Annotated in this window: 29 protein-coding genes and 3 tRNA genes; 22 read left to right on the top strand and 10 right to left on the bottom strand. The window is 40.1% G+C overall.

The window, feature by feature from the left end; translation table 11 throughout:
- Positions 1 to 2: 2 nt before the first annotated feature.
- From ftsH to ABNR88_RS01825, 4 genes are read left to right on the top strand one after another with little or no spacing between them, the layout of a single operon-like run.
- On the top strand, positions 3 to 1,916 hold the full coding sequence (ftsH, locus tag ABNR88_RS01840; RefSeq protein WP_291928762.1) for an ATP-dependent zinc metalloprotease FtsH: 1,914 nt from the start codon (positions 3 to 5) through the stop codon (positions 1,914 to 1,916).
- Positions 1,917 to 1,934: 18 nt separating this feature from the next.
- Entirely contained in the window at positions 1,935 to 2,744 is an 810-nt protein-coding gene (gene folP / locus ABNR88_RS01835) for a dihydropteroate synthase (RefSeq protein ID WP_291928765.1), read from the top strand.
- A gap of 1 nt (position 2,745) precedes the next feature.
- A complete protein-coding gene (glmM, locus tag ABNR88_RS01830) occupies positions 2,746 to 4,071 on the top strand; it encodes a phosphoglucosamine mutase (protein ID WP_291928768.1) in 1,326 nt (441 codons plus the stop codon).
- Complete coding sequence (locus tag ABNR88_RS01825) at positions 4,071 to 4,805, top strand: sulfite exporter TauE/SafE family protein (RefSeq protein ID WP_291928771.1); 735 nt, start codon at positions 4,071 to 4,073, stop codon at positions 4,803 to 4,805. Before glmM ends, ABNR88_RS01825 begins: the two co-directional genes overlap by 1 nt.
- Here ABNR88_RS01825 and ABNR88_RS01820 read toward each other — a convergent pair.
- Positions 4,798 to 5,268, bottom strand: coding sequence for an Lrp/AsnC family transcriptional regulator (locus ABNR88_RS01820; protein ID WP_291928773.1), 471 nt, complete (start codon positions 5,266 to 5,268; stop codon positions 4,798 to 4,800). The genes ABNR88_RS01825 and ABNR88_RS01820 overlap by 8 nt on opposite strands.
- Before the next feature lie 154 nt (positions 5,269 to 5,422).
- Here ABNR88_RS01820 and ABNR88_RS01815 point away from each other — a divergent pair, with 154 nt between their 5' ends.
- From ABNR88_RS01815 to ABNR88_RS01775, 9 genes are all read left to right on the top strand, one after another.
- Positions 5,423 to 5,860, top strand: a complete 438-nt coding sequence (locus ABNR88_RS01815) for a DUF934 domain-containing protein (protein WP_291928776.1) — start codon at positions 5,423 to 5,425, stop codon at positions 5,858 to 5,860.
- 95 nt (positions 5,861 to 5,955) lie between these two features.
- A complete protein-coding gene (gene rsxA / locus ABNR88_RS01810) occupies positions 5,956 to 6,531 on the top strand; it encodes an electron transport complex subunit RsxA (protein ID WP_291928779.1) in 576 nt (191 codons plus the stop codon).
- Positions 6,531 to 7,073 carry an electron transport complex subunit RsxB gene (rsxB, locus tag ABNR88_RS01805; RefSeq protein WP_291928782.1) on the top strand — a complete coding sequence of 181 codons (543 nt, stop codon included), beginning with the start codon at positions 6,531 to 6,533 and terminating at the stop codon, positions 7,071 to 7,073. The genes rsxA and rsxB overlap by 1 nt, the downstream gene beginning before the upstream one ends.
- Positions 7,066 to 8,574 carry an electron transport complex subunit RsxC gene (gene rsxC / locus ABNR88_RS01800; protein ID WP_291928784.1) on the top strand — a complete coding sequence of 503 codons (1,509 nt, stop codon included), beginning with the start codon at positions 7,066 to 7,068 and terminating at the stop codon, positions 8,572 to 8,574. The genes rsxB and rsxC overlap by 8 nt, the downstream gene beginning before the upstream one ends.
- On the top strand, positions 8,567 to 9,514 hold the full coding sequence (locus ABNR88_RS01795) for an RnfABCDGE type electron transport complex subunit D (protein ID WP_291928787.1): 948 nt from the start codon (positions 8,567 to 8,569) through the stop codon (positions 9,512 to 9,514). Before rsxC ends, ABNR88_RS01795 begins: the two co-directional genes overlap by 8 nt.
- Positions 9,511 to 10,116, top strand: coding sequence for an electron transport complex subunit RsxG (rsxG, locus tag ABNR88_RS01790; protein ID WP_291928790.1), 606 nt, complete (start codon positions 9,511 to 9,513; stop codon positions 10,114 to 10,116). The genes ABNR88_RS01795 and rsxG overlap by 4 nt, the downstream gene beginning before the upstream one ends.
- 3 nt (positions 10,117 to 10,119) lie before the next feature.
- Positions 10,120 to 11,151 carry a tRNA preQ1(34) S-adenosylmethionine ribosyltransferase-isomerase QueA gene (gene queA, locus ABNR88_RS01785; RefSeq protein WP_291928792.1) on the top strand — a complete coding sequence of 344 codons (1,032 nt, stop codon included), beginning with the start codon at positions 10,120 to 10,122 and terminating at the stop codon, positions 11,149 to 11,151.
- Positions 11,152 to 11,173: 22 nt separating this feature from the next.
- Positions 11,174 to 11,530 carry an HIT family protein gene (locus ABNR88_RS01780; RefSeq protein WP_291928795.1) on the top strand — a complete coding sequence of 119 codons (357 nt, stop codon included), beginning with the start codon at positions 11,174 to 11,176 and terminating at the stop codon, positions 11,528 to 11,530.
- On the top strand, positions 11,527 to 11,856 hold the full coding sequence (locus tag ABNR88_RS01775; RefSeq protein ID WP_291928798.1) for a thioredoxin family protein: 330 nt from the start codon (positions 11,527 to 11,529) through the stop codon (positions 11,854 to 11,856). Before ABNR88_RS01780 ends, ABNR88_RS01775 begins: the two co-directional genes overlap by 4 nt.
- On the opposite strand, the gene ABNR88_RS01770 is transcribed toward ABNR88_RS01775, so the two are convergent.
- The 3 genes from ABNR88_RS01770 to sucC are packed head-to-tail and all read right to left on the bottom strand — an operon-like array spanning position 11,853 to position 14,699.
- The gene (locus ABNR88_RS01770) at positions 11,853 to 12,620 is read right to left on the bottom strand and encodes a hypothetical protein (protein WP_291928801.1); all 768 of its coding nucleotides are present in this window, start codon (positions 12,618 to 12,620) and stop codon (positions 11,853 to 11,855) included. The genes ABNR88_RS01775 and ABNR88_RS01770 overlap by 4 nt on opposite strands.
- Before the next feature lie 40 nt (positions 12,621 to 12,660).
- Positions 12,661 to 13,530, bottom strand: coding sequence for a succinate--CoA ligase subunit alpha (sucD, locus tag ABNR88_RS01765; RefSeq protein ID WP_291928803.1), 870 nt, complete (start codon positions 13,528 to 13,530; stop codon positions 12,661 to 12,663).
- Positions 13,527 to 14,699 carry an ADP-forming succinate--CoA ligase subunit beta gene (sucC, locus tag ABNR88_RS01760; RefSeq protein WP_348669878.1) on the bottom strand — a complete coding sequence of 391 codons (1,173 nt, stop codon included), beginning with the start codon at positions 14,697 to 14,699 and terminating at the stop codon, positions 13,527 to 13,529. The genes sucD and sucC overlap by 4 nt, the downstream gene beginning before the upstream one ends.
- A gap of 52 nt (positions 14,700 to 14,751) precedes the next feature.
- Here sucC and efp point away from each other — a divergent pair, with 52 nt between their 5' ends.
- From efp to rbr, 8 genes are all read left to right on the top strand, one after another.
- Entirely contained in the window at positions 14,752 to 15,315 is a 564-nt protein-coding gene (gene efp, locus ABNR88_RS01755; protein WP_291928808.1) for an elongation factor P, read from the top strand.
- A gap of 53 nt (positions 15,316 to 15,368) precedes the next feature.
- A complete protein-coding gene (epmA, locus tag ABNR88_RS01750) occupies positions 15,369 to 16,247 on the top strand; it encodes an EF-P lysine aminoacylase EpmA (RefSeq protein ID WP_291928811.1) in 879 nt (292 codons plus the stop codon).
- A gap of 15 nt (positions 16,248 to 16,262) precedes the next feature.
- A complete protein-coding gene (locus ABNR88_RS01745; RefSeq protein WP_348669875.1) occupies positions 16,263 to 17,732 on the top strand; it encodes an SEL1-like repeat protein in 1,470 nt (489 codons plus the stop codon).
- A 4-nt stretch (positions 17,733 to 17,736) separates the two neighbouring features.
- The gene (locus tag ABNR88_RS01740) at positions 17,737 to 18,186 is read left to right on the top strand and encodes a YcgN family cysteine cluster protein (protein ID WP_291928816.1); all 450 of its coding nucleotides are present in this window, start codon (positions 17,737 to 17,739) and stop codon (positions 18,184 to 18,186) included.
- Entirely contained in the window at positions 18,186 to 18,605 is a 420-nt protein-coding gene (locus ABNR88_RS01735; RefSeq protein WP_291928818.1) for a DUF2914 domain-containing protein, read from the top strand. Before ABNR88_RS01740 ends, ABNR88_RS01735 begins: the two co-directional genes overlap by 1 nt.
- Positions 18,598 to 19,794: an argininosuccinate synthase gene (locus ABNR88_RS01730; protein WP_291928820.1), complete on the top strand. Its 1,197-nt coding sequence runs from the start codon at positions 18,598 to 18,600 to the stop codon at positions 19,792 to 19,794. The genes ABNR88_RS01735 and ABNR88_RS01730 overlap by 8 nt, the downstream gene beginning before the upstream one ends.
- A 235-nt stretch (positions 19,795 to 20,029) precedes the next feature.
- Positions 20,030 to 20,641: a fumarylacetoacetate hydrolase family protein gene (locus tag ABNR88_RS01725; RefSeq protein ID WP_348669872.1), complete on the top strand. Its 612-nt coding sequence runs from the start codon at positions 20,030 to 20,032 to the stop codon at positions 20,639 to 20,641.
- Between the two features lie 68 nt (positions 20,642 to 20,709).
- A complete protein-coding gene (gene rbr / locus ABNR88_RS01720; protein ID WP_348669870.1) occupies positions 20,710 to 21,288 on the top strand; it encodes a rubrerythrin in 579 nt (192 codons plus the stop codon).
- Between the two features lie 58 nt (positions 21,289 to 21,346).
- Here rbr and ABNR88_RS01715 read toward each other — a convergent pair.
- From ABNR88_RS01715 to ABNR88_RS01690, 6 genes are all read right to left on the bottom strand, one after another.
- Positions 21,347 to 21,420 (bottom strand) — tRNA-Cys (locus ABNR88_RS01715).
- A gap of 59 nt (positions 21,421 to 21,479) precedes the next feature.
- Positions 21,480 to 21,555: transfer RNA gene (locus ABNR88_RS01710), tRNA-Gly, on the bottom strand.
- Positions 21,556 to 21,609: 54 nt separating this feature from the next.
- Positions 21,610 to 22,194: a CDP-diacylglycerol--glycerol-3-phosphate 3-phosphatidyltransferase gene (gene pgsA, locus ABNR88_RS01705; protein WP_291929117.1), complete on the bottom strand. Its 585-nt coding sequence runs from the start codon at positions 22,192 to 22,194 to the stop codon at positions 21,610 to 21,612.
- A gap of 52 nt (positions 22,195 to 22,246) precedes the next feature.
- A tRNA-Arg gene (locus ABNR88_RS01700) sits at positions 22,247 to 22,323 on the bottom strand.
- A gap of 53 nt (positions 22,324 to 22,376) precedes the next feature.
- Complete coding sequence (gene murF / locus ABNR88_RS01695; protein ID WP_348669868.1) at positions 22,377 to 23,630, bottom strand: UDP-N-acetylmuramoyl-tripeptide--D-alanyl-D-alanine ligase; 1,254 nt, start codon at positions 23,628 to 23,630, stop codon at positions 22,377 to 22,379.
- A 64-nt stretch (positions 23,631 to 23,694) separates the two neighbouring features.
- Positions 23,695 to 25,122 carry a UDP-N-acetylmuramoyl-L-alanyl-D-glutamate--2,6-diaminopimelate ligase gene (locus ABNR88_RS01690; RefSeq protein ID WP_348669866.1) on the bottom strand — a complete coding sequence of 476 codons (1,428 nt, stop codon included), beginning with the start codon at positions 25,120 to 25,122 and terminating at the stop codon, positions 23,695 to 23,697.
- A gap of 209 nt (positions 25,123 to 25,331) precedes the next feature.
- Here ABNR88_RS01690 and ABNR88_RS01685 point away from each other — a divergent pair.
- A partial coding sequence (locus tag ABNR88_RS01685; RefSeq protein WP_348669865.1) for a twin-arginine translocation signal domain-containing protein occupies positions 25,332 to 26,221 on the top strand: 890 nt, incomplete at its 3' end.

The following is a 26,221-nucleotide window of genomic DNA, read 5'->3' as shown; positions in this document are numbered from 1 at the left end:
CCATGTTTAAAAATTTATTGTTATGGTTGGTTTTGGGTAGTGTTCTTACCTCAATTTTTAGTCAATTTGAAGTGAATGAGCAGAAGAGTGAGATTACTTATTCTCAGTTTATTCAAAGCGTTAAACAAGGGGATGTTTCTGAGGTAACCATTGCCGGAAGTAGTATTTCTGGTGTGGGCGCTGGTGGTCAGCAGTTTTCTACTTATTCGCCTGGTGATTTAGGTTTAATGGGTGACCTTCTCGACAATGGTGTAAATGTAGTTGCTAAGCCACCTGAAAAAGATGGATTTTTTAAGCAACTGGTTATTTCTCTAGCGCCAATCTTATTGTTAATTGCAGTGATTCTCTACACCATGAAGGGTGCTGGTGGCGCCATGGGTGGCAAAAATCCAATGAGCTTTGGCAAGTCTAAGGCACGCCTAATTCCTAAAGATGAGTCAAATGTAACTTTTGCAGATGTGGCTGGTGTGGATGAAGCGAAAGAGGACGTTGCTGAGTTAGTTGATTTCTTATCTGATCCAGGTAAGTTTACCAAGGTAGGCGGAAAGATCCCTAAAGGTGTTTTGTTAGTCGGACCCCCTGGAACAGGTAAAACTCTCTTGGCCAAAGCTATTGCGGGCGAAGCTTCTGTGCCATTTTTCTTTATTTCTGGTTCTGATTTTGTAGAAATGTTTGTTGGTGTAGGTGCATCGCGCGTGAGAGACATGTTTGAACAAGCTAAGAAAAATGCGCCTTGTATTATTTTTATTGACGAAATTGACGCAGTCGGTCGTCAGCGTGGCGCTGGCATGGGTGGTGGTCATGATGAGCGTGAGCAAACCTTGAATCAGATGCTGGTTGAGATGGATGGCTTTGAAGGCTCGGAAGGCATTATTGTTATTGCAGCGACTAACCGTCCTGACGTGCTTGATCCAGCATTGCTACGCCCTGGACGTTTTGACCGCCAAGTGATGGTTGGTTTGCCTGACATTAATGGCCGTGATGCAATTTTAAAGGTGCATATGCGCAACCTTCCGATTGCAAAAAACGTGAAGTCTGTCAATATCGCCAAAGGTACGCCAGGGTTTTCTGGTGCAGATCTGGCTAACTTGTGTAATGAGGCAGCACTGATTACAGCAGGTAAAAACAAGCTTTTGGTTGGTATGCAAGAGTTTGAAAAAGCTAAAGATAAAATTATGATGGGTGCTGAGCGTAAATCTATGGCAATGGATGAGGCTGAAAAAGAAATGACAGCTTATCACGAAGCCGGCCACGCCATTGTTGGGCGTATGGTGCCAGAGCATGATCCAGTTTATAAAGTGAGTATTATTCCTAGAGGTAGAGCGCTTGGTGTAACTATGTTCTTGCCAGAAAAAGACAGCTATAGTATTTCTAGGCGTAAGCTGAATTCTCAGGTTGCCTCTTTGTTTGGTGGGCGTATTGCAGAAGAGCTAATCTATGGCAAAGATTCTGTCACTACCGGTGCGAGTAATGATATTGAGCGTGCAACAGAGATTGCGCACAAAATGGTTAAGCACTGGGGTATGTCAGACAAGCTTGGGCCACTGGCTTACGGTGAAGATGATGGCGAAGTATTTTTGGGTAAACAGGTAACTAAGCATAAGCATATTTCTGAGGACACCTTCAAGGTGATTGATGAGGAAATACGCATTATTATTGATACAAATTATGCGATTGCAACTAAAATTCTTGAAGAGAATAAAGATATTTTGATCGAAATGACCAAGGCGCTCATGGAATTTGAAACCATTGACAAGGAGCAAATTGATGATCTTATGGAGCGCAAGCCAATTCGAGAAGCGGCAGTGGTTACCGATTCAGAGGTTGCCTCAACTGAACTAGGATCAGGAATTAAGGCAGATGATGCCAATGATTCTGATGAAAAGCCACTTGATGGCGATCTTAAGATCGTATAAACACCACTTGTAGTCGTTATGACTATTCAACGCACTCAAGCATTGGTAATGGGCATTCTTAACGTTACGCCTGATTCTTTTTCTGATGGCGGACAATACATTAACCCTAAAGATGCCATTGCCAGCGCTCTGCGTTTGATTGAGCAAGGTGCAGATATCATTGACATCGGTGGCGAGTCAACTCGTCCTGGGGCGAAGCTTGTGAGTACAGCTGATGAAATTGAGCGCGTCATACCGGTGATTAAAGCATTATCAACTGCAACTAATATCCCTATTTCAATCGACACTTCAAAACCTCAAGTTATGGAGCAGGCAGTGGCGTCAGGCGCTAGTTTAATTAATGATGTGAATGCATTGCAGGCTGATGGCGCTTTGCAAATAGCTGCCTCTTTGGATGTAGATGTGTGTCTTATGCATCGACAAGGATCTTCTCAAACCATGCAACAAAATCCAATATATGGCGATGTTGTTGATGATATTAGGCAATTTTTCCAACAAAGAATTGAAGCTTGCGAACAGGTGGGCATTGCTAAAGAAAGGATTATTCTAGACCCTGGATTCGGCTTTGGAAAGACGCTGGAACATAACCTGGAGATTCTACGTCGGTTCGATGAATTTAAGAGTTTAGGGTGTCGACTCTTAGCAGGGCTCTCTAGGAAATCCATGATTGGTGCTATACTAAACAACAGAGATGTAAAAGGTCGAGTAGTTGGCAGTGTAACAAGCGCTATAATAGCAGTTCAAAATGGGGCAGATATTGTGCGTGTTCATGATGTTATAGAAACCAAAGATGCATTATTAGTATTACAAGCGACAAAGGGAGAATAAATTGGCTAGTTATTTTGGAACAGACGGTATTCGAGGCGAAGTAGGCATAGAGCCGATTACAGCGGACTTCTTTTTAAAACTTGGTTGGGCAGTAGGCTCGGTTTTGTCAGAAAAAGGCAAGGCGAGCGTAGTTATTGGTAAAGACACTAGAGTATCGGGCTATTTATTTGAATCTGCACTCGAGGCAGGATTTTTATCAGCTGGTGTAGATGTGGGGCTATTGGGTCCGATGCCAACTCCAGCTATCGCCTACTTGACACAAACCTATAACGCTTCAGCGGGTGTAGTAATTAGCGCTTCCCATAACCATTTCCAAGATAACGGAGTTAAATTTTTCTCCAGTCAAGGTCTAAAATTAAGCAGCAAAGATCAAGCTAAAATTGAAAAAAAATTAACCGAACCTATGCAAAGTGTCAGCTCCGATAAAATCGGCAAGGCACGTAGACACGAACAGCCACTAGGCCGATATATTGAATTTTGTAAATCAACTTTTGATCGTGGTATCAATTTGAGCGGGCTCAATATTGTCATTGATTGTGCCAATGGCGCTACCTATCATATTGCTAATAATGTATTTTCAGAATTAGGCGCTAGTACTGCGGTGATTAACAATACGCCAGATGGTGTTAATATCAATAAAAATTGTGGTGCAACTGATACTCAACATCTGCAGGATGTTGTGCTTGAAACGAAAGCCGATCTGGGTATTGCCTTTGACGGGGATGGTGATCGTTTAATGATGGTCGATCATCAAGGTGAGTTGGTTGATGGCGATGAGTTGGTGTTTATTGTGGCTAAGGCTTGGCAGGCACAACAATGTTTGAGTAATAATGTTGTGGTGGGCACCAAAATGACCAATCTAGGTATGCGTCATGCTTTAAGAGATTTGAATATCGATTTTGTTGAAGCCGATGTAGGTGATCGCTACGTTATGGAAAAAATGAAGGAACATGGCTCAGTAATAGGCGGCGAGGGCTCTGGTCATATGATTTGTTTAGACAAGACCACCTCGGGCGACGGCATCATCTCCGCACTACAAGTATTGGAAGTTCTTGCTAAGAGTGGCACTAGTCTTCATCAATTGAAAAATCAAATGGTTAAATACCCGCAAGTGTTAATTAATGTCAAAACCAAAGAGAAAGTCGATCTTGATAATCACCAGCAGTTAAACACAACTATTAAAGAAGTTGAGGAAAATCTGGGTGACGAGGGAAGGGTGCTAATCCGTGCCTCAGGCACTGAGCCACTCATTCGTGTCATGGTTGAGGCGAAAGATGCACAACTCACTCAGCAGAGTGCAGAAAAGTTGGCGAATACTCTGCGCTAATGGTTTTTGATACTACCAGTCTTGTGCTGGTTAGTCTGATTTTTCTATGGACAGGGTTTGTCCGCACAGGACTGGGTTTTGGTGGTGCAGCAATTGGACTACCACTAATGCTATTGATTGGCGGTAGCCCTGTATATTGGTTGCCCGTAATCGGTATTCACCTACTGTTTTTTTCGTCGTTAACACTGGTTAAGTCCATAAAAAAAGTGGACTGGGATTATCTAAAGCGCTCATTAGTATGGATTATTCCACCCACACTCGTTGGTGTTGCCGGGTTATTAAGCTTGCCTGATCGGGTGGTGATTATCTTTATTTATTCCATCACTATTTTTTATGCCATTACCTGGATTTTTAATCAAAAAATTACATCAGATAAGCCCTGGATAGATAAATTATTACTGATTTTGGGCGGTTATGTGGCAGGCACTTCGCTTACAGGTGCGCCACTAATTGTAGCGGTGTATATGCGCCATATTGCCAAAGAGTATTTGCGCAATACTTTATTTGTACTTTGGTTTGTATTGGTGAGCATTAAGATGGTCACCTTTATGCTGATGGGGGTCACTATTGATTGGGAATTCGCCCTTGTTTTAATCCCTATTGCGGCCATTGGCCATGTGGTTGGCATTAGGGTGCATCAAAAAATAATTGAAAATGACCAGGTTTTTAAAAAATGGGTAGGCAGTGCGTTGTTACTGGTTAGCTCATTTGGCATGATAAAGATTATTATGTAATATCGATGCTACCCATAATTGGAATTTCGCTAGTTTGTTTTATTTTTTCAAGTACAAAATTAGATGTAACCTTAAGAAATGACACTTTGTTAATTAGTTTTTTATAGAATAAATCATAGCTCTCAATATCCTTAATAATTACTTTTAGTAAATAATCAATCGTGCCACTCATGCGATGACACTCTACAATTTCTGGCATTCTTTCAACAACCCTGGAGAATAGGGCTAGTTTTTCTTGGTCATGGCTCTCAATGGTAACAAATACAAAAGCTATAGTATTTAGGTTTGTTTTTTTTGGATCAAGTATTGCTACGGTTTTTTGAATAAAACCCATCGACTTTAATTTATTAATTCTCTTCCAGCAGGGAGTGGTCGATAAATAAACCGATTTGGAAATGTCTTGAATAGTTAAATCTGCATTTTTTTGTAACAAATTTAGAATTTGTATGTCCGTCTTGTCCATAATAATTTCTATAGTTTTTATTAATAAGAGAATAATATACTATTAATTGCATATTTTTAAATAATAAAGTTATTTTTTTACTATTTATTTCTATTTTTTTAGAAAAATATGTATATCTTAGTTTCTATGTTAACTTTAATTATCGAGGGATAAAATGACTACAAAAAATAATATCATTCTTAGCAAGGAATTATTGCACGTATCTGATTTTGAATCACAGTTGGTAGAAAATTGCACCATCTCGCTGGATAGGTGGCTTTTTGAAGATAAGCAATTATTAGAAAATTTACAAATTTCTCTTCGATTGGAAGTCACAGATCAGATTGAGCGGATTGCCAATGATTTGCAGAGTATTCCATTGATTGCTGTTGACTTTAGAAATGCTGATGATTGTAGAGTTTGTACTCAAGTTAGAATATTAAGAAGCGTATGGCGTTATACAGGTGAAATTTTTGCATTTAATGCTAACCGTAATAGGATTCAACTAATGTTGCGTTGTGGTGTTGACTCATTTGATCTTGATTATCAGTATGGTGAGTTCGGCGTGCAGAATTATGCGGATACTTTGACTTTCTATGAGACGGCAATGTAAATTAGATCTATACTGGCAAATGCTTGATAAACTAAAGGATAAGACGAGTCAAAATTAGCTATATGAATTTATAATTGTTGGTTAAAATCAGCAGTATGAATGAATATGTTTTAATTTTAGTGAGCACAATCTTGGTGAATAATTTCGTCTTGGTGAAGTTCCTAGGATTATGTCCATTCATGGGAGTCTCTAAAAAAGTCGAGACTGCTATTGGCATGGGTTTTGCGACAACTTTTGTTTTAACTTTAGCCAGTGTTTCTAGCTACTTAATTAATACTTACATTCTCATACCATTTGAAATGGAATATTTGAGAACCATCGCTTTTATTGTTACCATTGCAGGTGTGGTGGGTTTTACAGAGCTGGTAGTTAATAAAACCTCTCCTGTTCTGCATCAATCTCTCGGTGTTTTTCTACCACTTATTACCACCAATTGCGCAGTACTGGGCGTGGCACTTTTAAATGTTAACCAGGATAATGGGTTTTTAGCGTCAGTCGTGTATGGCTTTGGCGCAGCGATTGGTTTTTCTTTTGTACTGGTGTTATTTTCAGCTATTCGTGAACGTATTGATACAGCTGATGTACCTGTTGCCTTTAGGGGTGCGCCTATTGCCTTGATTACCGCAGGCTTAATGTCTATGGCATTTATGGGCTTTATTGGACTGGCCTAGTGATAGAATCGGTTGTTATTTTTTCAAGCTTAACCCTAATTCTTGGACTGATCCTGGGTTATGCTGCGATTCGTTTTAAAATTAAAGGCAACCCTTTGGTTGATCAAATTGATGCTATTTTGCCGCAAACCCAATGTGGACAGTGTGACTTTCCGGGCTGTCGTCCGTATGCTGAAGCTTTAGCTAAAGGCGAGGCGCAAATAAATCAGTGTCCGCCCGGTGGTCAAGAGGGTGTGGATGCATTGGCAGAGCTGTTGGACTTGGAGGTCTTAACACTAAATGAAGAACACGGAGAAACCAAACCTGACCATGTTGTTTATGTTGATGAGAAATTATGCATTGGCTGTACTTTGTGCATTCAGGCTTGCCCTGTAGATGCGTTTGTAGGTGCCTCAAAAGTAATGACAACGGTTATCCAGGATGAATGCACGGGTTGTGATTTATGCATTCCAGTTTGTCCAGTTGACTGTATCTATGTAAGAGAAATCACCCCAACCTTATCAACCTTTGTACCAAATATTCCTGGAGAAGTTCGTGTCTAATAATACTTTCTCAGGTGGCGTTGTAATTGCCAATCCTTATCCGGTTAATCAAGTAGAAATTGTTCAAGCACCCTTGCCTAGTAAGGTGGTTTTACCACTTCAACAACGTATTGGTGCAGAAGCCAAGCCTTGTGTTAGTGTTGGTGATAGGGTGCTGACAGGACAAATTATTGCAAAAACAGAAGATCAATTCTGTGTACCTATTCACGCTTCTATATCTGGCACTGTCACGGCAATTGACAAGCAAATTATTCCACATAAGTCAGGCTTAAAATCTAACTGTATTAGTATTGAGTCTGATGGCCAAGATGAGTGGATTGAGACACAAGGTTGTGGACATGATTTCCTACATTGTGACCGACAAACAATGATTGACTATGTTCAGCGTTCAGGTATTGTAGGCTTAGGTGGCGCCGGGTTTCCATCGCATACAAAGCTGAGTAAGGCAACTGACTGCCATACCCTGATTATTAATGGCACAGAGTGCGAACCTGGGGTGATGTGCGATGATGCGCTAATGCAACACCATCCTCGAGAAGTTGTACGTGGCGTAGAAATTTTATTACACATCACTGGTGCCAAAAAAGCCATTATTGCCATTGAAGATGACAAGCAAGAGGCGTATCAGTCTCTGTTGATGTTTAGTCATAATGATCGAATCAGTCTTGTCCAGCTGCCCACAAAATACACTTCTGGCGCTGAAAAACTTTTAATTAAAGCTTTGCTAAATATTGAAATTCCATCAGGTGGATTTGCAGCAGATAAAGGTGTTTTATGTCAAAATGTTTCAAGTACCAAAGCTATTTATGATGCGGTTATCGATCAACGTCCTTTGGTCTCACGCATTGTAACAATTACAGGGGATGCGCTAACACCCATCAACGCAGAAGTGCGGCTAGGAACCTCCTTTGAGCAAGTGATCGGCCTTACCAAGGTTAACAGTCAAGCGCATGATTACCGCATGGGTGGTATGATGATGGGGGTTGATGTAGAAACCACTCAAGTGCCAATTTGTAAAATTACGAATTGTATTTTTGTCAATAATAAAAAGCCCGTACAAGCCACTAAAGAATGTATTCGTTGCAATAGTTGCAATACGGTTTGCCCAATTGGATTGTTACCACAGCAGCTTTATTGGCATGCCAAAGGTAAAAATATTGACAAGTGCATGGATTACCATCTACTAGACTGCATTGAATGTGCATGTTGCTCGTATGTTTGTCCTAGTCATATTGACTTGGTAAGTTATTTCTCTTTTGCTAAGGCGTTATCCAAAAAACAAGAAACTGATCAACATAAAACTGATATTGCTAGAGAGCGCTTTGAGTTTAGAGAGTATCGATTAGAGCGCAATAAACAAGAGCGTGCAAAAATGATGGCTGAGAAAAAGCAAGCGCTAAAAGAGAAAATGGCTAAAGATAAACAGGCAGATTCAGCACAAAAGGATAAAATCGCCCAGGCAATGGCGCGCGTTAAAAAAACCAAGGAAGACAATGCATAGTACTGGACTTAATACTAATCAAATTATGAGACAGGTTATTTATGCCCTGGTGCTAGGTGTTAGTGCATCTTATGTATTCTTTGGCTGGGGTATTATTGTTCAAATATTGCTAGGCGTTGTTTCAGCATTGATTGTTGAGTCCGCTTTTGTGGCGATGCGAGGTCGTTCGGTTCTGGCGTCTCTCAGTGATGGTTCGGCAGTTTTAACGGCCATTTTGCTGGCTATTTCTATTCCTTCTATTGCGCCGTGGTGGCTGGTGGTTGTGGGCGTTGCATTTGCAATTATCTTTGGTAAGCAGTTGTATGGTGGCCTGGGCAATAACCCGTTTAATCCTGCTATGCTGGGCTATGCTTTTTTATTGATTTCATACCCTTTGCAAATGACCACCTGGCCAGTTGATTTTTTAAGCTTGAGTCAGGTGGTTGATGAGGTGTTTAATTTATTAAATTTTGATGGAATAAGTGGTGCAACAAGATTAGATGACGTTAAAACTAGTCTATCTTTAGGGAGTGATATCGCAACACTGCAAGTGCGTTCCATCTCTCAATCGTGGATTAATATAGGATTTTTAGTTGGCGGTATTTATTTATTGGCGCGCAAAATTATATTTTGGCATATTCCTGTTGCAGTTTTAGCTGGAATTTTGACTGTGGCATCGCTTATTTCGATGCTTGATGCACAGCAGCATCTGCCAGTTCAAAACCACTTGATATTGGGTGGTACAATGTTGGGCGCATTTTTTATTGCTACCGATCCAGTTTCAGCTAGTACAACACCTAGAGGGCGATTAATTTATGGATTTTTGATTGGCATGTTGATTGTTGTTATTCGCACCTATGGCGGTTATCCTGATGGTGTTGCGTTTGCTGTATTGTTAATGAATATGGTGGTGCCGTTAATTGATCATTACACACAGCCAAAGGTGTTTGGAAGATCATGATTAAGGAAATTTTAAAGCCAGGTCTGTTGTTGTTGATCTTCACGATAATCAGTATTTTCTTTGTGAGCTGGACGCAAAACACTACCCAAGAGCAAATTCAACACAATGAAGAGCAGCTATTGATTAAGCGCTTAGCTGAGCTTGTGTCTAATTATGATAATGATATATTGAAAGATAAATATACGCAGTTGTTAACATTGCATGGCGTGCATCAAAGTATTAATATTTACCCTGCAAAACGCAATGGACAGGTTTTTGCTCATTTAATAGAGCACACTTACCCTAATGGATACAATGGCAATATTCTCCTACTAACAGGGATTTCATCTGATCAAACGCTGCTTGGTGTGCGCGTTATTGCTCATAAAGAAACCCCTGGCCTGGGTGATAAAATTGAAACAAGAAAGTCAGATTGGATTAAGAAATTTACTGGATTGTCATTATCAAATCCTGGTCCAGATAATTGGAAAGTAAAGCGTGATGGTGGTGTTTTTGAGGCATTTACTGGCGCCACGATCACGCCTAGAGCAATTGTGACAGCCAGCCACCAAGTATTAGAATTGTTTAGTAAGCAAGCTCTGTTGGACAAGAGTGCTAAGTAAGTTATGTTATTAAGTGAATTTGATTTTGATTTACCCAAGTCTTTGATTGCACAAAATCCGCCAGAAAACAGAACGGATTCAAGACTTTTAGTGCCTCAAAATACAATAATTGATGCACACTTTTATCAAATAACTGAGTTTATTAAGCCTGGCGATTTGCTAGTGATGAATAACACGCGTGTTATTCCTGCAAGATTATTTGGCCATAAAGCTTCAGGTGGTAAAGTTGAAATTATGATTGAGCGCCTGCTAAATGATAAGCAAGTGCTAGCCATGGTGAAAGCTTCTAGAGCGCCAAAAATGGACAGTTTTATCACTTTGGAAAATGGTGATAAAGCCCAAGTTATCAACAAAGAGAATGGCTTTTATACATTAAATTTTGAAACAGACTCATTACTGGGATTGTTAAATGATGTGGGTCATATCCCGCTTCCGCCTTATATTGAGCGTAGTGATGAAAAATCTGACTTAGAGCGCTACCAGACAGTTTTTGCTGAGCAAGAAGGTGCGGTAGCAGCGCCGACGGCAGGGCTGCATTTTGATGATGCCTTGTTAAAAAAATTAAAAAACCAGGGTGTTGACCATACTTTTGTAACACTACATGTGGGGGCGGGTACGTTTCAACCAGTTAAGGCTGATAATATTACTGATCATCAGATGCATAGTGAATATTTTGAAATTGATCAAAAAACAGTGGACAAAATCCAGCAAACCAAAGCTAATGGTGGGCGCATTATTGCCGTGGGAACTACGGCAGTTAGATCCCTGGAGTCTGCCGCTAAGAGTGGCACACTTCATGCTACAAAAGAAGAGACTGATATTTTTATCTATCCTGGCTATGAGTTTAAGATAGTGGATATGATGATTACTAATTTTCACTTGCCAAAGTCATCCTTGCTGATGCTGGTTAGTGCTTTTATTGGTCGAGAAAGAATGATGGAGATTTATCAACATGCTATTGAAAATGAATATCGATTTTTCTCTTATGGTGATGCGATGTTGTTGACTATAGACGCATCGTCGCAAGACCTATGACGATTTTATTAAAGAGACAGATATGATTTTTGAAAATGAATTGGTTAAAGTAGAGATTGAGACAAGTGAAGTACCCTGGGTTAAGATTTTTACCCAAAGGAAAATTAAAGAATTTAGCGAATGTAGTGTTGATGAAAAACTGGAAATTTTTAGAATAATTGATGTGACTGAAAAATATATGTTGGACTATTTTAAAGCTGATAAGATCAACATCGCATCATTTGGCAACCTGTTGCCGCACGTTCATTGGCATGTTATGGCGCGTTTTGAGGCTGATAGCTACTTTCCAGAGCCAATGTGGGGTGAAAAACAAAGACAGGCAGAATTAAATCTGCCCAGTTTTGAGGTATTCTTTACCCAACTAGGAGAGCAATTATGAATCAACTAGAAAGTCAAGATCAATTAGAGAGTCTTAAGCGTGAAAAGGATGCAGTGTTAATTTTATTTGGCGGCGCTCATTGTGGTGTTTGTCAGACTATTAAGCCACAAATATTTAATAATTATTCAGCTAAGTTTCCAGATCTGGAAATGGTTTATATTGATTGCGAACAGTTGCAAGAAGTCTGTGCACAGCACGGTGTTTTCTCATTACCTGTGGTACAAGTATTTTTTATGGGGCAAAAATTTATTGAAGAGGTAAGAGGTTTTTCATTATTGGCGTTAGAACAAGAAATTGAAAAAGTCTACGCCAAGATGAATGGTTAAGCATTCTTCCTAATTTTTTCTAAGGTTGGCATGGTCAAGTCTAGCTCTCTAGCTAACTGTAGTGCTCGCTCAAGTCGTGCAGGAGCTGATCTACCCATGCAACCATGCTTCAAATCCCCTTCAAAAGCCTTAATCATTCCCTGTTCTAAATCGGTTTGATCAAATACCCGCCCAGTAAGTGTGCTTTGTAATATCAAAACATCACTTGAAACATCACGCATTAATTGAAGATGATTGCGACGTAGGCTGTCAACATTGGCACCTGGCTCAATAGCCATGCCAGCAATATTGGTTGTTAGAATGTATAGATTTTTTAAGACCAATTCAAATAACAGAGCATCTTCACTGTTAAGTACATGGGCTGGAATATCGATTAGAGCAAGAGATTCGGCCAATATGTGGGATTTTTTACCAAATACAGGAGAGGATATTAACACCTTAGAATCCATGCCTTTTTTCTTTTCAAACCATACAGAAATAACCGTTGGATTAATAAATCCATGATCTTCCCAATCTCTGGGCAAAAGTTCATTTTGCATCATTGCCACACGATTTTTCCATTTATCTGGAATGTCTTTTAGCGCGTTTTGTAAGTCAGCTTCCCCGGTGCAGATTAAGATTAACTCTGGATCAATATTATGTGCAAGCTCATTAATATCTGTCTCTTTAGTGATGGGATATACCGGGTAATTATTTTTTAGAAAAGCACGAGCAAAAACACTGCCAAGCTCACCGATTCCCAAAACAACAATAGGTTTTTTCATGATTTATCTGAGTGATAGAATTTGCCTATCACCTTATGGATTATTTTAAAATTTCTAAAAGAGTTGACCCCATCATTGCAGGCGTAGGTGCAATGGCAACACCTACCGCTTCGAGCGCTTTGATTTTATCCTCTGCTTTTCCACTTCCACCGCTAATAACTGCACCCGCATGCCCCATACGCTTACCTTTTGGTGCAGTTAGTCCGGCAATATAAGAGACAACAGGCTTTGATATGTTGCTTTTGATAAATTCTGCTGCTTCTTCTTCAGCAGATCCACCGATTTCACCCACCATGATAATGGATTGGGTTTGCTCATCTTGTTCAAACAGCGCCAAACAATCAATGAAATTCATCCCCTGAATAGGGTCGCCACCAATACCAATACAAGTACTTTGACCAAGCCCTGTTAGGGTGGTTTGATGAACGGCTTCGTAAGTAAGTGTGCCTGATCTAGATACCACACCAACACTACCAGCTTGATGAATATTGCCTGGCATAATGCCCAACTTGCATTCGTCAGGGGTGATAACGCCTGGGCAATTGGGACCAATCAAGGTTGAATTAGAATCTTTTAAGATTGCTTTGATTTTCAGCATGTCTTGCACAGGAATGCCTTCTGTAATACAAGCGATAACCGGTATTTCAGCTTCAATTGCTTCAACAATAGAGGCATAGGCAAAGCGCGGCGGTACGTAAATCATGGTGGCGGTAGCGCCAGTTGCTGCCATTGATTCTTTAACAGAATTAAATACGGGTAAATCTAGGTGTGTTTGCCCACCTTTTCCAGGAGTAACACCACCAACAAACTGTGTTCCATAGTCGATAGCTTGTTGCGAATGAAAAGTGCCTTGCTTGCCGGTAAAGCCTTGAGTGATGACTCGAGTGCTAGAATTGATTAATACGCTCATTTTGCCACTCCTTTTGCTAGCGATACAATTTTAATCGCTGCCTGAGTAAGGTCCGCTTCGGTGTAAATTTCTGCTGTTGATTCATCAAGGAGTTTTAAGCCTTCAGTGGCATTAGTTCCTTCTAAACGCACCACGATTGGTAGGTTTAGACCTACTTTTTCAATCGCTTGTAAAATACCTTGAGCAATTAAGTCACAACGAACAATGCCGCCAAAAATATTGACTAAAACACCTTTAACATTTGCCTCTGTTTGAATGAGTTCAAATGCTTTTGCAACACGATCAGCGGTTGTGCCACCGCCAACATCCAAAAAATTTGCAGGTGAGCCACCATGGTGCTCAATCAAATCCATGGTCGCCATGGCTAGTCCTGCGCCATTCACCATGCAGCCAATGGTGCCATCCAAAGAGATGTAGTTAAGCTGATATTTACTTGCCTCATTTTCCTTTTCATCTTCTTGTGAAGTGTCACGCATGGCAGTTATGTCTTCGTGTCGATATAGGGCATTATCATCGAAATCAATTTTTCCATCTAGCGCCAACAACGTGTTTTCTGTTGTTGTAATTAGCGGATTGATTTCGATAAGGCTAACATCTTTGCTGATAAAAATTTCGTACAAGCCCATTAAGGTTGTTATAAATTGATCGGCCAGTGTATCTTTAAGATTAAGCTGTGAGGCAATTGAAGCGCAATCATTCGCACTTAAAGCGCCCAGTGGGTCAACTCCAAACTTAATGATCATTGAGGGTGTGTCGCTAGCTACTTTTTCAATATCCATGCCACCTTCAGTCGAAGCAAGAACTGTAATTTTCTGAGTTTGTCGATCAACCAATAGCCCTAGATACAGTTCACGCTCAATATTTTGACCACTTTCAATCAGTAGTTGGTTAATGGGCAGGCCCTTGTCATCTGTTTGTGGCGTAATTAAGTTTGATCCAAGTAGTTGTTCGCAGGCATTCTCAACATCATTAATTGAGCGACATAAAACCACACCACCGCCTTTGCCACGACCACCAGCGTGCACTTGAGCCTTAACCACCCAGATGCTGCCGCCTAATTCGGCACAAGCTTTGGCAGCTTCACCGGAAGTGGTAACCAAAATGGCTTTGGGCGTTTGAATGTTGAATTGTCTAAATAAGCCTTTCGCCTGGTATTCGTGTATGTGCATGAAAAAGTGCGTAAAATAAGATGCTTGAATTTTACACTTAATAGGTTAAAAAATGGCAAATTACTCCACCAGTCAGTTTAAAAATGGCATGAAACTTATGCTGGACGGCAATCCTTGCTCTATTGTTAATAATGAAATTGTAAAGCCAGGCAAAGGTCAGGCGTTTAATCGTGTCAAGTTTAAGGATTTAATTACTGGAAAAAGCCTGATTAAAACCTTTAAATCAGGTGAGTCTTTAGAGGGTGCTGACGTTATGGAGCTTGATATGCAGTATCTTTATAATGATGGTAGTGCATGGAATTTTATGGATCCTGAGACTTTTGAGCAATACGCCATTGATGATAGTGCTATGGATGACGCACGCGGATATCTAGTTGAACAGGATATGTGTACTGTAGTGCTTTGGAATGACAACCCTATTTCTGTTACACCACCAAATCATGTTATGTTGGAGGTTGTTGATACCGATCCCGGTCTTAAGGGTGATACTGCTGGAACAGGCGGAAAGCCGGCAACTATGAATACAGGTGTTGTTGTTCAAGTGCCACTTTTTATTAGCATTGGTGAAATTGTTAAAGTGGATACGCGTACTAATGAATATGCTGGACGCTCATAGTTACTGTTTAAAAATAAATGTTGGCTTAACATTCTTTACTCCAATCTGGCAGCATGACAGAACTTGAGAAAAAAGCAGTCTTATTTAAAAAAATCCGTGCATTTTTTGATGCTCAGGATTTGCTCGAAGTGCAAACACCATCTTTATTAAATACCCCGACAACTGACGTTTATATTGACAGTATTGTTGTGGCTACTAATCAAGCGATTGGCCTAAAAAAACAACAGTATCTACACACTTCTCCCGAGTTAGAAATGAAAAAATTACTGGCACAGGGAAGTGGTGATATTTATCAAATCTGCCCAGTCTTTAGAGACAATGAAGTGGGTGAGCGTAATTTTAATGAGTTCACTTTATTAGAATACTACCGAATCAATTTCGATATTCACCGGCTAATGGCCGACCTATCTGCATTGCTTCATCACTTAGGCTTTGAAGATAAGACAGTTAAGATGTCTTATGCTCAGGCATTTTCTCAGTTTACTAATATCGACATACTAAATACAGATTTTGAATCATTAAAGCGCATCGCTTTAACACACGGCCTGAGTATTGAGTTTGAATGGATTGAAGATCTGCAAATGTTTTTGTTCGTGCATTTAGTTGAGCCTTGTTTAAAGGATATACCCATCTGTTTTATCTATGATTATCCGTCCGAGCAGTCGGCTCTGGCTAGGATTGAAGGCAGAATTGCGCATAGATTTGAGTTGTATTTGTCAGGTGTTGAAGTAGGTAATGGCTACGATGAGTTGCAAGATTCATCGTCATATCAACAGGTGTTTGCGCATGAAAATGCCAAGCGTCAACAGCTGAATAAGCCTTTTTTTGATCTAGATGTTGAATTTTTAGCTTGTCTGGAAACCCCCTTGCCGCCTTGTTCTGGTGTGGCTATTGGCATTGAAAGATTAGCTTCTCAACTCATAACAACCTGATTAAAATATAAAGCAATGATTAAATTTTTCTATCTTATTGGTATTCTTTGTGCACCGGCTCAGGCTTTGCAGATTTTGCAGTCTGAGCAGGGTAATGAGGTCATCAATCAACAGCCTAAAACACTTGATGATTCAAGCCAAATGTCACAAGATCTTTTACTAACCAAGTTAGAAAAATCTGCAAAAAGTGGTGATGCTAGGTCGCAATTCAGCTTGGCGAATATGTACCATAATGGTATTGGCATCAAGACTGATGAAAAATTAGCATTTTATTGGTATACGCAAGTTGCAAATCAAGGTTATGCAAGTGCTCAATTTAACATTGCCAATGGTTATTATCACGGCATTGGTACCGCTCAAGATTTAACACAAGCTAAAGATTGGTATGAGAAAGCAGCTGAGCAAGATTTTGTTGCTGCGCAATATAACTTAGCAGTGATGTATCGACTTGGTGAAGGAGTTGAGGCGAATGATAAAAAAGCCTTTCATTGGTATGAGCGAGCAGCACAGCTGGGCTACGGTGTTGCACAGCTGACCTTAGCCAAGTTGTATGAAGAGGGTGTAGGTGTTGATCAGGACGATAACTCAGCACAAATTTGGTATTTAAAGGCTGCCAACCAATACGATCCTGAAGCGCAATTTCATTTGGCCGACTTTTACCAGAGTCGAAATCAATACGCTCAGGCGGTTTATTATTATCGAAAATCCTCAGACCAAGGGCATATCAATGCGCAATATGCTTTAGCCATAAACCTACTTTCAGGTATGGGTGTAATTAAAGATGAAGTCAAAGCGCAGCAGTTATTTTTAGAAGCGTCTCAAGCAGGACATGCAAAAGCACAGTTGCAGCTTGGTCAATTGTTACTAGCTAACGACCAAACTACTAAGGCTAAAAAATGGCTGACTAAGGCGAGCGAGCAACAGCAAGAGACAGCCACTATTTTGCTCCAAGATCTAGAGACTTTGGCGCAATCAAAAGAGGAAGAGTTAGCACTTGAGATTGCAACACTTGAGGTGCAAACGGTTGAAAGTGTTCAAACTGAATCCGGTCTAGTACCTATCAGCATAACAAACGACATACTCGAGGGTTTAAATATTCAGCCAGAGATTAATTTATCCAATATGATTCCTGATCAGCAGCAGATATTAGACTCGTTAAATAGTAATTTGGATATCATGACCAATGTTGAAAAATTGCTAATTAGTGCACAACAAGGCAACCCGATTGCACAATATAATTTAAGCATACTTTATAGTATTGGCGAGCTGGTCGCCAAGGATGAGCGCAAAGCATTTGTACTCATGCAACAATCTGCTAATCAAGATATTACCCGTTCGCAAAATTCTCTAGCCATGATGTATATTAACGGCACCGGTGTAGCGCCTAACTATCAAAAAGCCTACTATTGGGCCAGTGCATCAGCACGAAAAGGGGATGCTGAAGGTAGAAAAATTTTAGCTCGCCTTGTTGGCGGATTGTTGTAAGGTTATGTCAGACACAGAGTTAAATTTTTGGCAAACAACCAGTCTGAGTGACATGAGTCGCGAGCAGTGGGAATCGCTTTGTGATAGTTGCGGACGTTGTTGTTTACATAAGCTTGAAGACGAAGACACGGGTGATATTTACTTTACTGATGTGGTGTGTCATTACATGAACGAGGAAACTTGCCAATGTCCACATTATGACAATCGCCAAGATTACGTACCTGATTGTTTAACCATTTACCCAGATTGGGGTGAAAAATTTAACTGGTTACCGCCAACATGCGCCTATCGGTTATTGCACGAAAAAAAGTCGTTGTTTGATTGGCATCCATTAATTAGTGGTAATATGGAGTCTGTGCATTTAGCTGGAATTTCAGTACGTGGACGTACTTTTTCAGATGCTAAAATTAATGAAGATGAAATTGAATTACATATGGTTGATTGGGTGAAATAATGAAAAAAATAATCCCACTATTATGGGTATTTATTGCACAATCTGCATTAGCTGCATGGCCACACCAGAATATTTCCCAGGCAGTTTTTGCCACTTCTGTGGTTGATAGACAGCCAGTTGAGATAATTACTGAAGCACAGGATTCTTTAGGTAAAATCTATTTCTTTACCAATGTTCGACAGTTAAGCGGTGATAGAATCACACACCGCTGGATTTACCAGAATAAAACCAAGGCTGAAATTAGCTTTGATATTAAAGGAGATCGTTGGCGTGTTTGGTCAAGTAAAAATATTTGGCACACATGGACAGGCAAATGGACGGTTGAAGTGGTTGATCAACTTGGCAAGGTTTTGCTAGTAAAAACAATTAATTTTGGAAAAAGTACGGCTCAAGAGAGCGCAAGGAATAAAGATGAATAAAGTAGTATTAGCCTATTCAGGTGGATTGGATACAAGTATTATCGTTAAATGGCTGCAAGACACTTACCAGTGTGAAGTGGTTACTTTTACCGCTGACATTGGTCAAGGTGAAGAGGTAGAGCCGGCACGTGCCAAAGCAATAGCTTCAGGCGTTAAAGAAATCTATATTGAAGATTTGCGTGAAGAGTTTGCTAGAGATTTTGTCTTTCCAATGTTTCGTGCCAATGCAATTTATGAGGGTGAATACCTACTAGGTACCTCGATTGCTCGTCCACTTATTTCTAAGCGTTTGGTTGAAATTGCTCGTGAAGTAGGTGCAGATGCTATTTCACACGGTGCAACCGGTAAAGGTAATGATCAAGTGCGTTTCGAGCTTAATGCTTATGCCCTCGACGCAGATATTCAAGTGATTGCGCCGTGGCGTGAGTGGGAGTTGTCTTCGCGTGAATCGTTAATGAACTTTGCTGAGAGTCATGGTATTGAGATTGACTACCAAAAGCAAAATAAAAAATCCCCCTATTCAATGGATGCTAATTTATTGCATATTTCTTATGAGGGTGATATCTTGGAAGATCCTTGGGCAGAGCCAGAAGACGATATGTGGCGTTGGACCGTTTCTCCTGAGAACGCACCTGACCAAGCTGAATACATTGAACTTACTTATTCAAAGGGCGATATCATGGCCATTGATGGCGAAGCCATGAGCCCGGCAACGGTAATGGAAGTGCTTAATCAGCGCGCAGGTGCTCACGGTATTGGTCGTGATGATATTGTTGAGAATCGTTTTGTCGGCATGAAATCACGCGGTTGTTACGAAACCCCAGCTGGCACAGTTATGCTTAAAGCTCACCGCGCCATGGAAAGTCTCACACTTGATCGTGAAGCAGCGCATCTTAAAGACGAGCTAATGCCAAAATATGCTGAGATGGTTTATAACGGCTTTTGGTTTGCGCCAGAGCGTGAAATGCTTCAAGCGGCAATCGACCAAACACAAGCAGTCGTTAATGGTGTTGTGCGTCTTAAGCTTTACAAAGGCGGCATTACAGTTGTTGGGCGTAAATCTGATGATTCACTGTTTAGTGAGAAAATTGCCACCTTTGAAGATGATGAAGGCGCTTATGATCAAAAAGATGCAGCAGGTTTTATCAAGCTGAACGCACTTCGCTTACGCCTCAAGGCTTTAAAGTAAAAAATAAGCCATTCTTGAAATTTGCTAAATTTCTGAAAATACCCACTAAATATATTGTTTAGTGGGTATTTTTGTTTATAAAATACGATTTTAAGGCTTAAAAGTGGTATTTTTTTATATAAATAGTCGGTTTTTGCATAAATTCAGAGCCAAATACTGACAATTTTAATTATTTACTAAATTTTTGGTCGGTTTTTAGGGTGTAGAATTATTTTAGATAAAAAATAGAGGGGTTATGAATACTATTTGTATTAATAAAAAGATGATTACTCCTTCAAAGGTTGTTTGCGTGGGTAGAAATTATTATGCGCATATTAGCGAACTCAACAATGAAATTCCAGATCAAATGGTGTTGTTTTCTAAACCCAACTCAGCCATTAGCCATGAGCTTAATTCATACCACCAAGAGCCTATTCATTACGAAGGAGAGTTAGCCTTTGTTTTTGAAAATGGTCGGTTTTCAGCAGTTGGTTTTGGCTTTGACCTAACTAAAAGAGGGCTTCAATCCCAACTTAAGAAAAAATCACTCCCCTGGGAGCGTGCCAAGTCTTTTGACGGATCAGCGGTATTTAGCATGTTTATTCCGATAGAAAGTATCGATCCCTCTTTGTCGTTCACATTGTCTATTAATGGCGTTGTTGCGCAGCAAGGAAATCTAGAGCTAATGATTCACTCTCCTGAAAAAATATTAAAAGAAATTCAATCTTTTATGCATTTAGAGGATGGAGATATTGTGATGACAGGCACACCAAAAGGCGTGGGTGTTTTAGAGTCTGGAGATATGTATCAAGTCTTAATAAAAAATGATCAAGAGATTTTATTAGAGCAGCAATGGACAGCCCTATAGAGAATAACCAGCCGTAAGTTTGTGTATGGCGTTATAATTTTGTCATTATTTCGTTAACAATAAGTCTTATGTCAAACAGTATCAAAGGATCGCAAACTGAGAAAAACTTGTTGATTGCCTTTGCGGGAGAATCACAAGCACGAAATCGCTATACTTTTTTTTCCAGTAAGGCGAAAAAAGAAGGTTTAATGCAAATTGCTGATATTTTTTTAGAAACAGCTAGCCAAGAAAAAGAACATGCAGAGCGATTTTTCAAATATTTAGAAGGTGGCGAGTTAGAGATTACCTGCTCATTTCCTGCTGGCGTTATTGGCAATACCTTTGATAATTTAATGGCAGCTGCAGAAGGAGAGGAATACGAATGGTCAGTGATGTATCCTGCGTTTACAAAAACAGCTAGAGAAGAAGGGTTTGACGATATCGCTCAAACTTTTGAGTCAATTATTATTGCTGAAAAACAGCATGATCGTCGCTATAAGGCACTTGCCAAGAATATCAAAGAAGGGCGTGTATTTAAGCGTAATGGTGTCGTAACCTGGCGTTGTCGAAATTGTGGTTATTTACACGAAGCTAAAGAGGCGCCAGAGCTGTGTCCAGCGTGCCAGCACCCGCAAGCTTATTTTGAACTCCTGGGCGAGAATTGGTAGCTTAGCTTAAGTGATTGCATAAAAAAAGCCCGATAATAAATCGGGCTTTTTTTATATATGGAGGCCGGAACCAGAATCGAACTGGTCTAGATGGATTTGCAATCCACTGCATAACCGATTTGCTATCCGGCCAAGGTGCGTGCAAAAAGGCTATATAAAAAAAGACCTGATAAACAGGCCTTTTAAAAATCTGGAGCGGGAAACGAGATTCGAACTCGCGACATTCACGTTGGCAACGTGATGCTCTACCAGCTGAGCTATTCCCGCAGTAGAAGGTGAAATTATAGTGTTTTTTTCAAAATAGTCAAGACCGATTTGGGATTAATTATCAAAAGTTTTAACCCCTTCTCTTAAATAAATAAAACCAGACCATAAAGTTAGGAGTGTTGCTGCTATTAGCAGGGTAACGCCAATCTCAAAACTAGGTAGGCCAAAGAAGGGCTGCTGATAGAGTAAGAATAAAATGGCAAAAATTTGCACAAAGGTTTTAACCTTGCCAATGTAAGAAACATTCACATTCGATCGTTGACCAATAGTGCCCATCCATTCTCTTAAAGCCGAGACTAAAATTTCACGAGAAATGATAATAAGCGCAGCAATGGTGATATACCAATGCGTATCTGATGGGTAAAAATCTACCAGCATAATCAGTGCAACCGAAACCATAAGCTTATCTGCCACAGGATCTAGAAAAGCACCCAATTGCGAAGTCATGTTAAGCTTTCTGGCGAGATAGCCATCTAAGTAATCAGTTGTGCTGATAAAGGCATAAGCGCCCGTTAGACAAAAATTAATCCAGGTAAAAACTGGCGTTTGTGTATAGGCCGGCTGGAAATAATAGAGGGCGACAAAAACTGGAATTAAGAAAATTCTAGAAAGTGTAATTATGTTGGGGATTGTCATCATGCGTGTATTCTATCAGAAGTACTTTGGGCGAATAAACTTGATGTGAATTTGATGGTGGGCCCGACTGGAGTCGAACCAGTAACCGCTCGGTTCGTAGCCGAGTACTCTATCCAATTGAGCCACGGGCCCATCAAGCGCGTAATTATCGCTAGGTTTTGACAAAAGGTCAAGTGAAAAACGAGTTATTTTTGTAAAAGAGTGATAAGTTTATCCAGTTGGGCGATTCTAGAGCCTTTAACAAGAACGGTTGAGTCTAAGTGATTCTTTATAATGTGGTCAGATAGTTGCTGCTGTGAATCAAAATGTTGGGCTTGGTAGTGTTTGGAGAGTGTACCAAAGCTGTAAAAATTAGCTGTGATCTGTTTAGCGAGCTTGCCCACTTGCTGATGCAGTGATATTGCTTCATCGCCGAGCTCTGCCATATCGCCTAATATCACAACTAATTCGCCCCGATATTGCGATAAAGTTTCAAGTGCTGCTTTGACTGAAGTGGGGCTGGCGTTGTAAGTATCGTCAATGAGTGTAAATTTTTCAGTACGGATGGTATTTAGGCGTCCAGACTCTGCCTTGGTATTTTCAAGGCCCAATTTAATTTGATCAATATCAATGCCCAAGGCATGTGCACAAGCGCTCGCTGCCAAGGCGTTGTCTATATTGTGTTTGCCAATTAGTTGTAGCGACACATCGATATTTTCCTCTTTAATGTTAAGTGTAAAGTTTGATTCATGAATATTGCTAGCAAACACATCGCCATCATTTCCAAAGCTAAGATCGGCTGTATAGTTGGTATTGGTGTTAGTGATATTTTGAGAATCTACCGAGTAAATTTCACCCTTGGCGCTAATTAAATTTTCTTTACTGCCAAATTCACCGATATGCGCATCTCCGGTATTAGTTACTACAGCCACATCAGGTTGTACCAGCTCACGCAGGTGTTTGATTTCACCCAAATGATTAGCCCCCATTTCAATCACCGCGTATTGGTGCGTGGGCTCAAGCTTTAGGAGTGTCATTGGCACACCGAGATGATTATTTAAATTGCCTGCAGTTTTAAGCGTTGGTGCAGACAGTTTGAGAATGTTGGCCAGTAAATTTTTAGTGGTGGTTTTTCCGTTGCTACCGGTAATGGCTACGGCCATTGGTTTGATATTGTTTAAGTGGTGTTTGGCAATTTTACTGAGCGCATCTTGCGTATTTTTAACCAACAAAACGGGGAGCCTGCTTGATACTTGACGACTGGCAATAATGGCAACAGCGCCCATTTCTTCAGCTTTTTGTATGTAGTTGTGAGCATCAAAATTATCACCAATTAGAGCAAGAAACACACCGCCATCCATACGCTGCCTTGTATCGGTATAAATGCCTGAAAATTCAACATTAGTGCCACAATTAATATTGAACAGTTTGGCTAAAGTTTTTGTATTAGTTTGTAGCATTATTTTTTTTTGCTTTAGCGGTAAATTTCCATTTACCTTTTTTTCAAAACTAGGTCTTAATAGCTTAACGCTGCTTGTTTTTTATTTTTTTCAACCTTGCTGCTTCGATAATAGCGGCTAACACCATGTCATTGTCGTTTGATTCTATAGTTTCATGGTTAAAAATTTGTGTAGTTTCATGCCCTTTTCCAGCAATTAACAGGCATTCATCTTCACCCAGAGTAATCACAGCATTTTCAATCGCAGTCTGGCGATTTTCAGTGATGATAACTTCATAACTATCGTCAATACCACTTAGGATGTCATCAATAATAGCTTGAGGATTTTCATCTCTTGGATTGTCGTTAGTAAGAATAATTGTGTCGGCCAACTTAGAGGTGATTTTGCCCATCTTGGCGCGTTTATCCTTATCACGATTTCCACCACAGCCAAAAATGACACGAATTTTATGCTCTGGATAGTGATCTTGAAGTGTGATAATGGCTTTTTCAATCGCATCAGGTGTATGAGCGTAATCTATCCATATTAATTGTTGTGCATTTTTTTGCATTCTGCCAGGTGGTGGGCTGAGCTGGTGCAGTAAAGGGATAACTTGCTCATCCTTAAAGCCAAGTGCTTTAAGGGTATTGTAAGCAGTCAAAACATTCATTAGATTAAATTCACCTAAAAATGGAACTTCAAAAACAAAGCCATTAAGGTGAGTGATAAAGCCATACTCGCTGATTTTAATATCGTCAAAATCATCAATTGAGTAATTGAACTTTTCCACATCCTTGCTGGCAATGTCAAAGTCTTTAAAGCTGGCATCATCCACATTTAAAACGACACTTTTGAGAGAGTCTAATTGGAACAGCTTGATCTTTTCACTCTTGTACATCTCAAGTGAATGATGATAATCCAGATGATCTTGGGAAAAATTAGTGAATACTGCCTGGGTAATATTTAAGCCTTCGATGCGATTTTGCGCCAAAGCATGCGACGAGACTTCTAAAACTGCTGTTTTTATATCATGTTGATAATACTCATTCAGTGCTCGGTAGAGTGTCAATATATCAGGCGTAGTATTGGATGATTGTTGTGAGTTTTTGTCAATACCTAGGGTGCCAATAAGGCCGGTATTAGTTCCTAGTTTGTTTAGCAGTTGCGAGATAAAGTGCGCAACTGAAGTCTTGCCGTTGGTGCCGGTCACACCGATTAACTCCACTTTTGTAGCATCAGAGTAATAGGTTTTGGCCAGTGTTGGCAGGTGATCAGATAAATTATCAATGCGAATTGTTGGTACATTGCACTCAAGATTTTTGGCGTCTACTAGTATTGCAACACAGCCTCGATCAATGGCTTGGTCAGCGTAATCTGCACCATGGGATTTGCTGCCTTGAAGAGCAACGAAAATATCACCCGGCTGGATTTTGCTAGCGTTTAGACTGAGACCGGTAAATTGAATGTCAAATTTAGTATTGACAATGTTTGTTAGTAGTTGAGCGATTTCCATAGCCGATATTATAGAATTTTTTATTAGTTGTGCTAAGATGAATGTTGTAAATACTAAAAAATATTAGAAACATTTTTTTTAATCCTTGACCTGCGTTATACTTTCCCTAGTTAGAATGATGACGTTTGTAAAGGGCACTTACCTTGTTCTTGATACAAAATTCCATTGTTCGAAAAATTAAAATAATATGAATTTTCTGAGGAGAAAGTATGTCGTTAACACGTAGAGATTTTATTAAGGTACTGAGCGCTGGATCAGCAGCAGGCTTGATTAGTGGTTGTGGTAGCGATGCATCGGCTAAGCTTGCTTCGCAAGATAATATGTACGAGGTACCTAAAACCGGCAATGCGCGTATTTTGCATATTACCGATACTCACGGAAATTTATTACCTAACTATTTTCGTGAGCCTAATGTAAATCTTGGCTTTGGCTCGACGTATGGAAAGCTGCCACATGTTGTTGGTAACAATTTACTTAAGCAAATTGGTGTTAAGCCTGGCTCACCTGAGGCTTATGCATTTACTTATAACAATTTTGAAGATTTAGCTGCTAAATATGGCAAAACTGGTGGTTTTGGCCAGATTAAAACAGTACTAGAGTCTTTACGCGAAAGTGCCGGTGGCGTGCAAAACACATTAACAGTTGATGGTGGCGATACTTGGCAGGGTTCAGGTACTTCATTATGGACGCGTGGTGCCGACATGGTGGAAGCCTGCAATATGTTGGGTGTTGATGTGATGGTTGGTCACTGGGAGTTTACTTACAAAGAGGCAGAAACGCTTAAAAATATTGGATTTTTCAAGGGTGATTTCTTAGGTCAAAATGTACGTATTATGGAAGATGCATTAATGGGTGATGAATACATGACCATGACCGAAAAGTATGACGGTAATGGCCTGTATAGTGAAGATGATGCACTACCTTTTAAACCGTATGTGATTAAAAATGTTGGCGGTCATCGTATTGCAGTTATTGGTCAGGCGTTCCCTAGAACTTCTAATGCTAATCCACAAAAATATTTCTTCCCGGATTGGTCATTTGGCTTGCGTGAAGATGAGCTGAGTGAACTGGTTGCAGATATTCGTGAAAATGAAAAGCC

The organism is uncultured Candidatus Thioglobus sp. (genome assembly GCF_963981275.1).
Taxonomy (GTDB): domain Bacteria; phylum Pseudomonadota; class Gammaproteobacteria; order PS1; family Pseudothioglobaceae; genus Thioglobus_A.
Note: the sequence above shows the minus strand (reverse complement) of the source record. Positions and strands in the feature narration are given on the sequence as shown.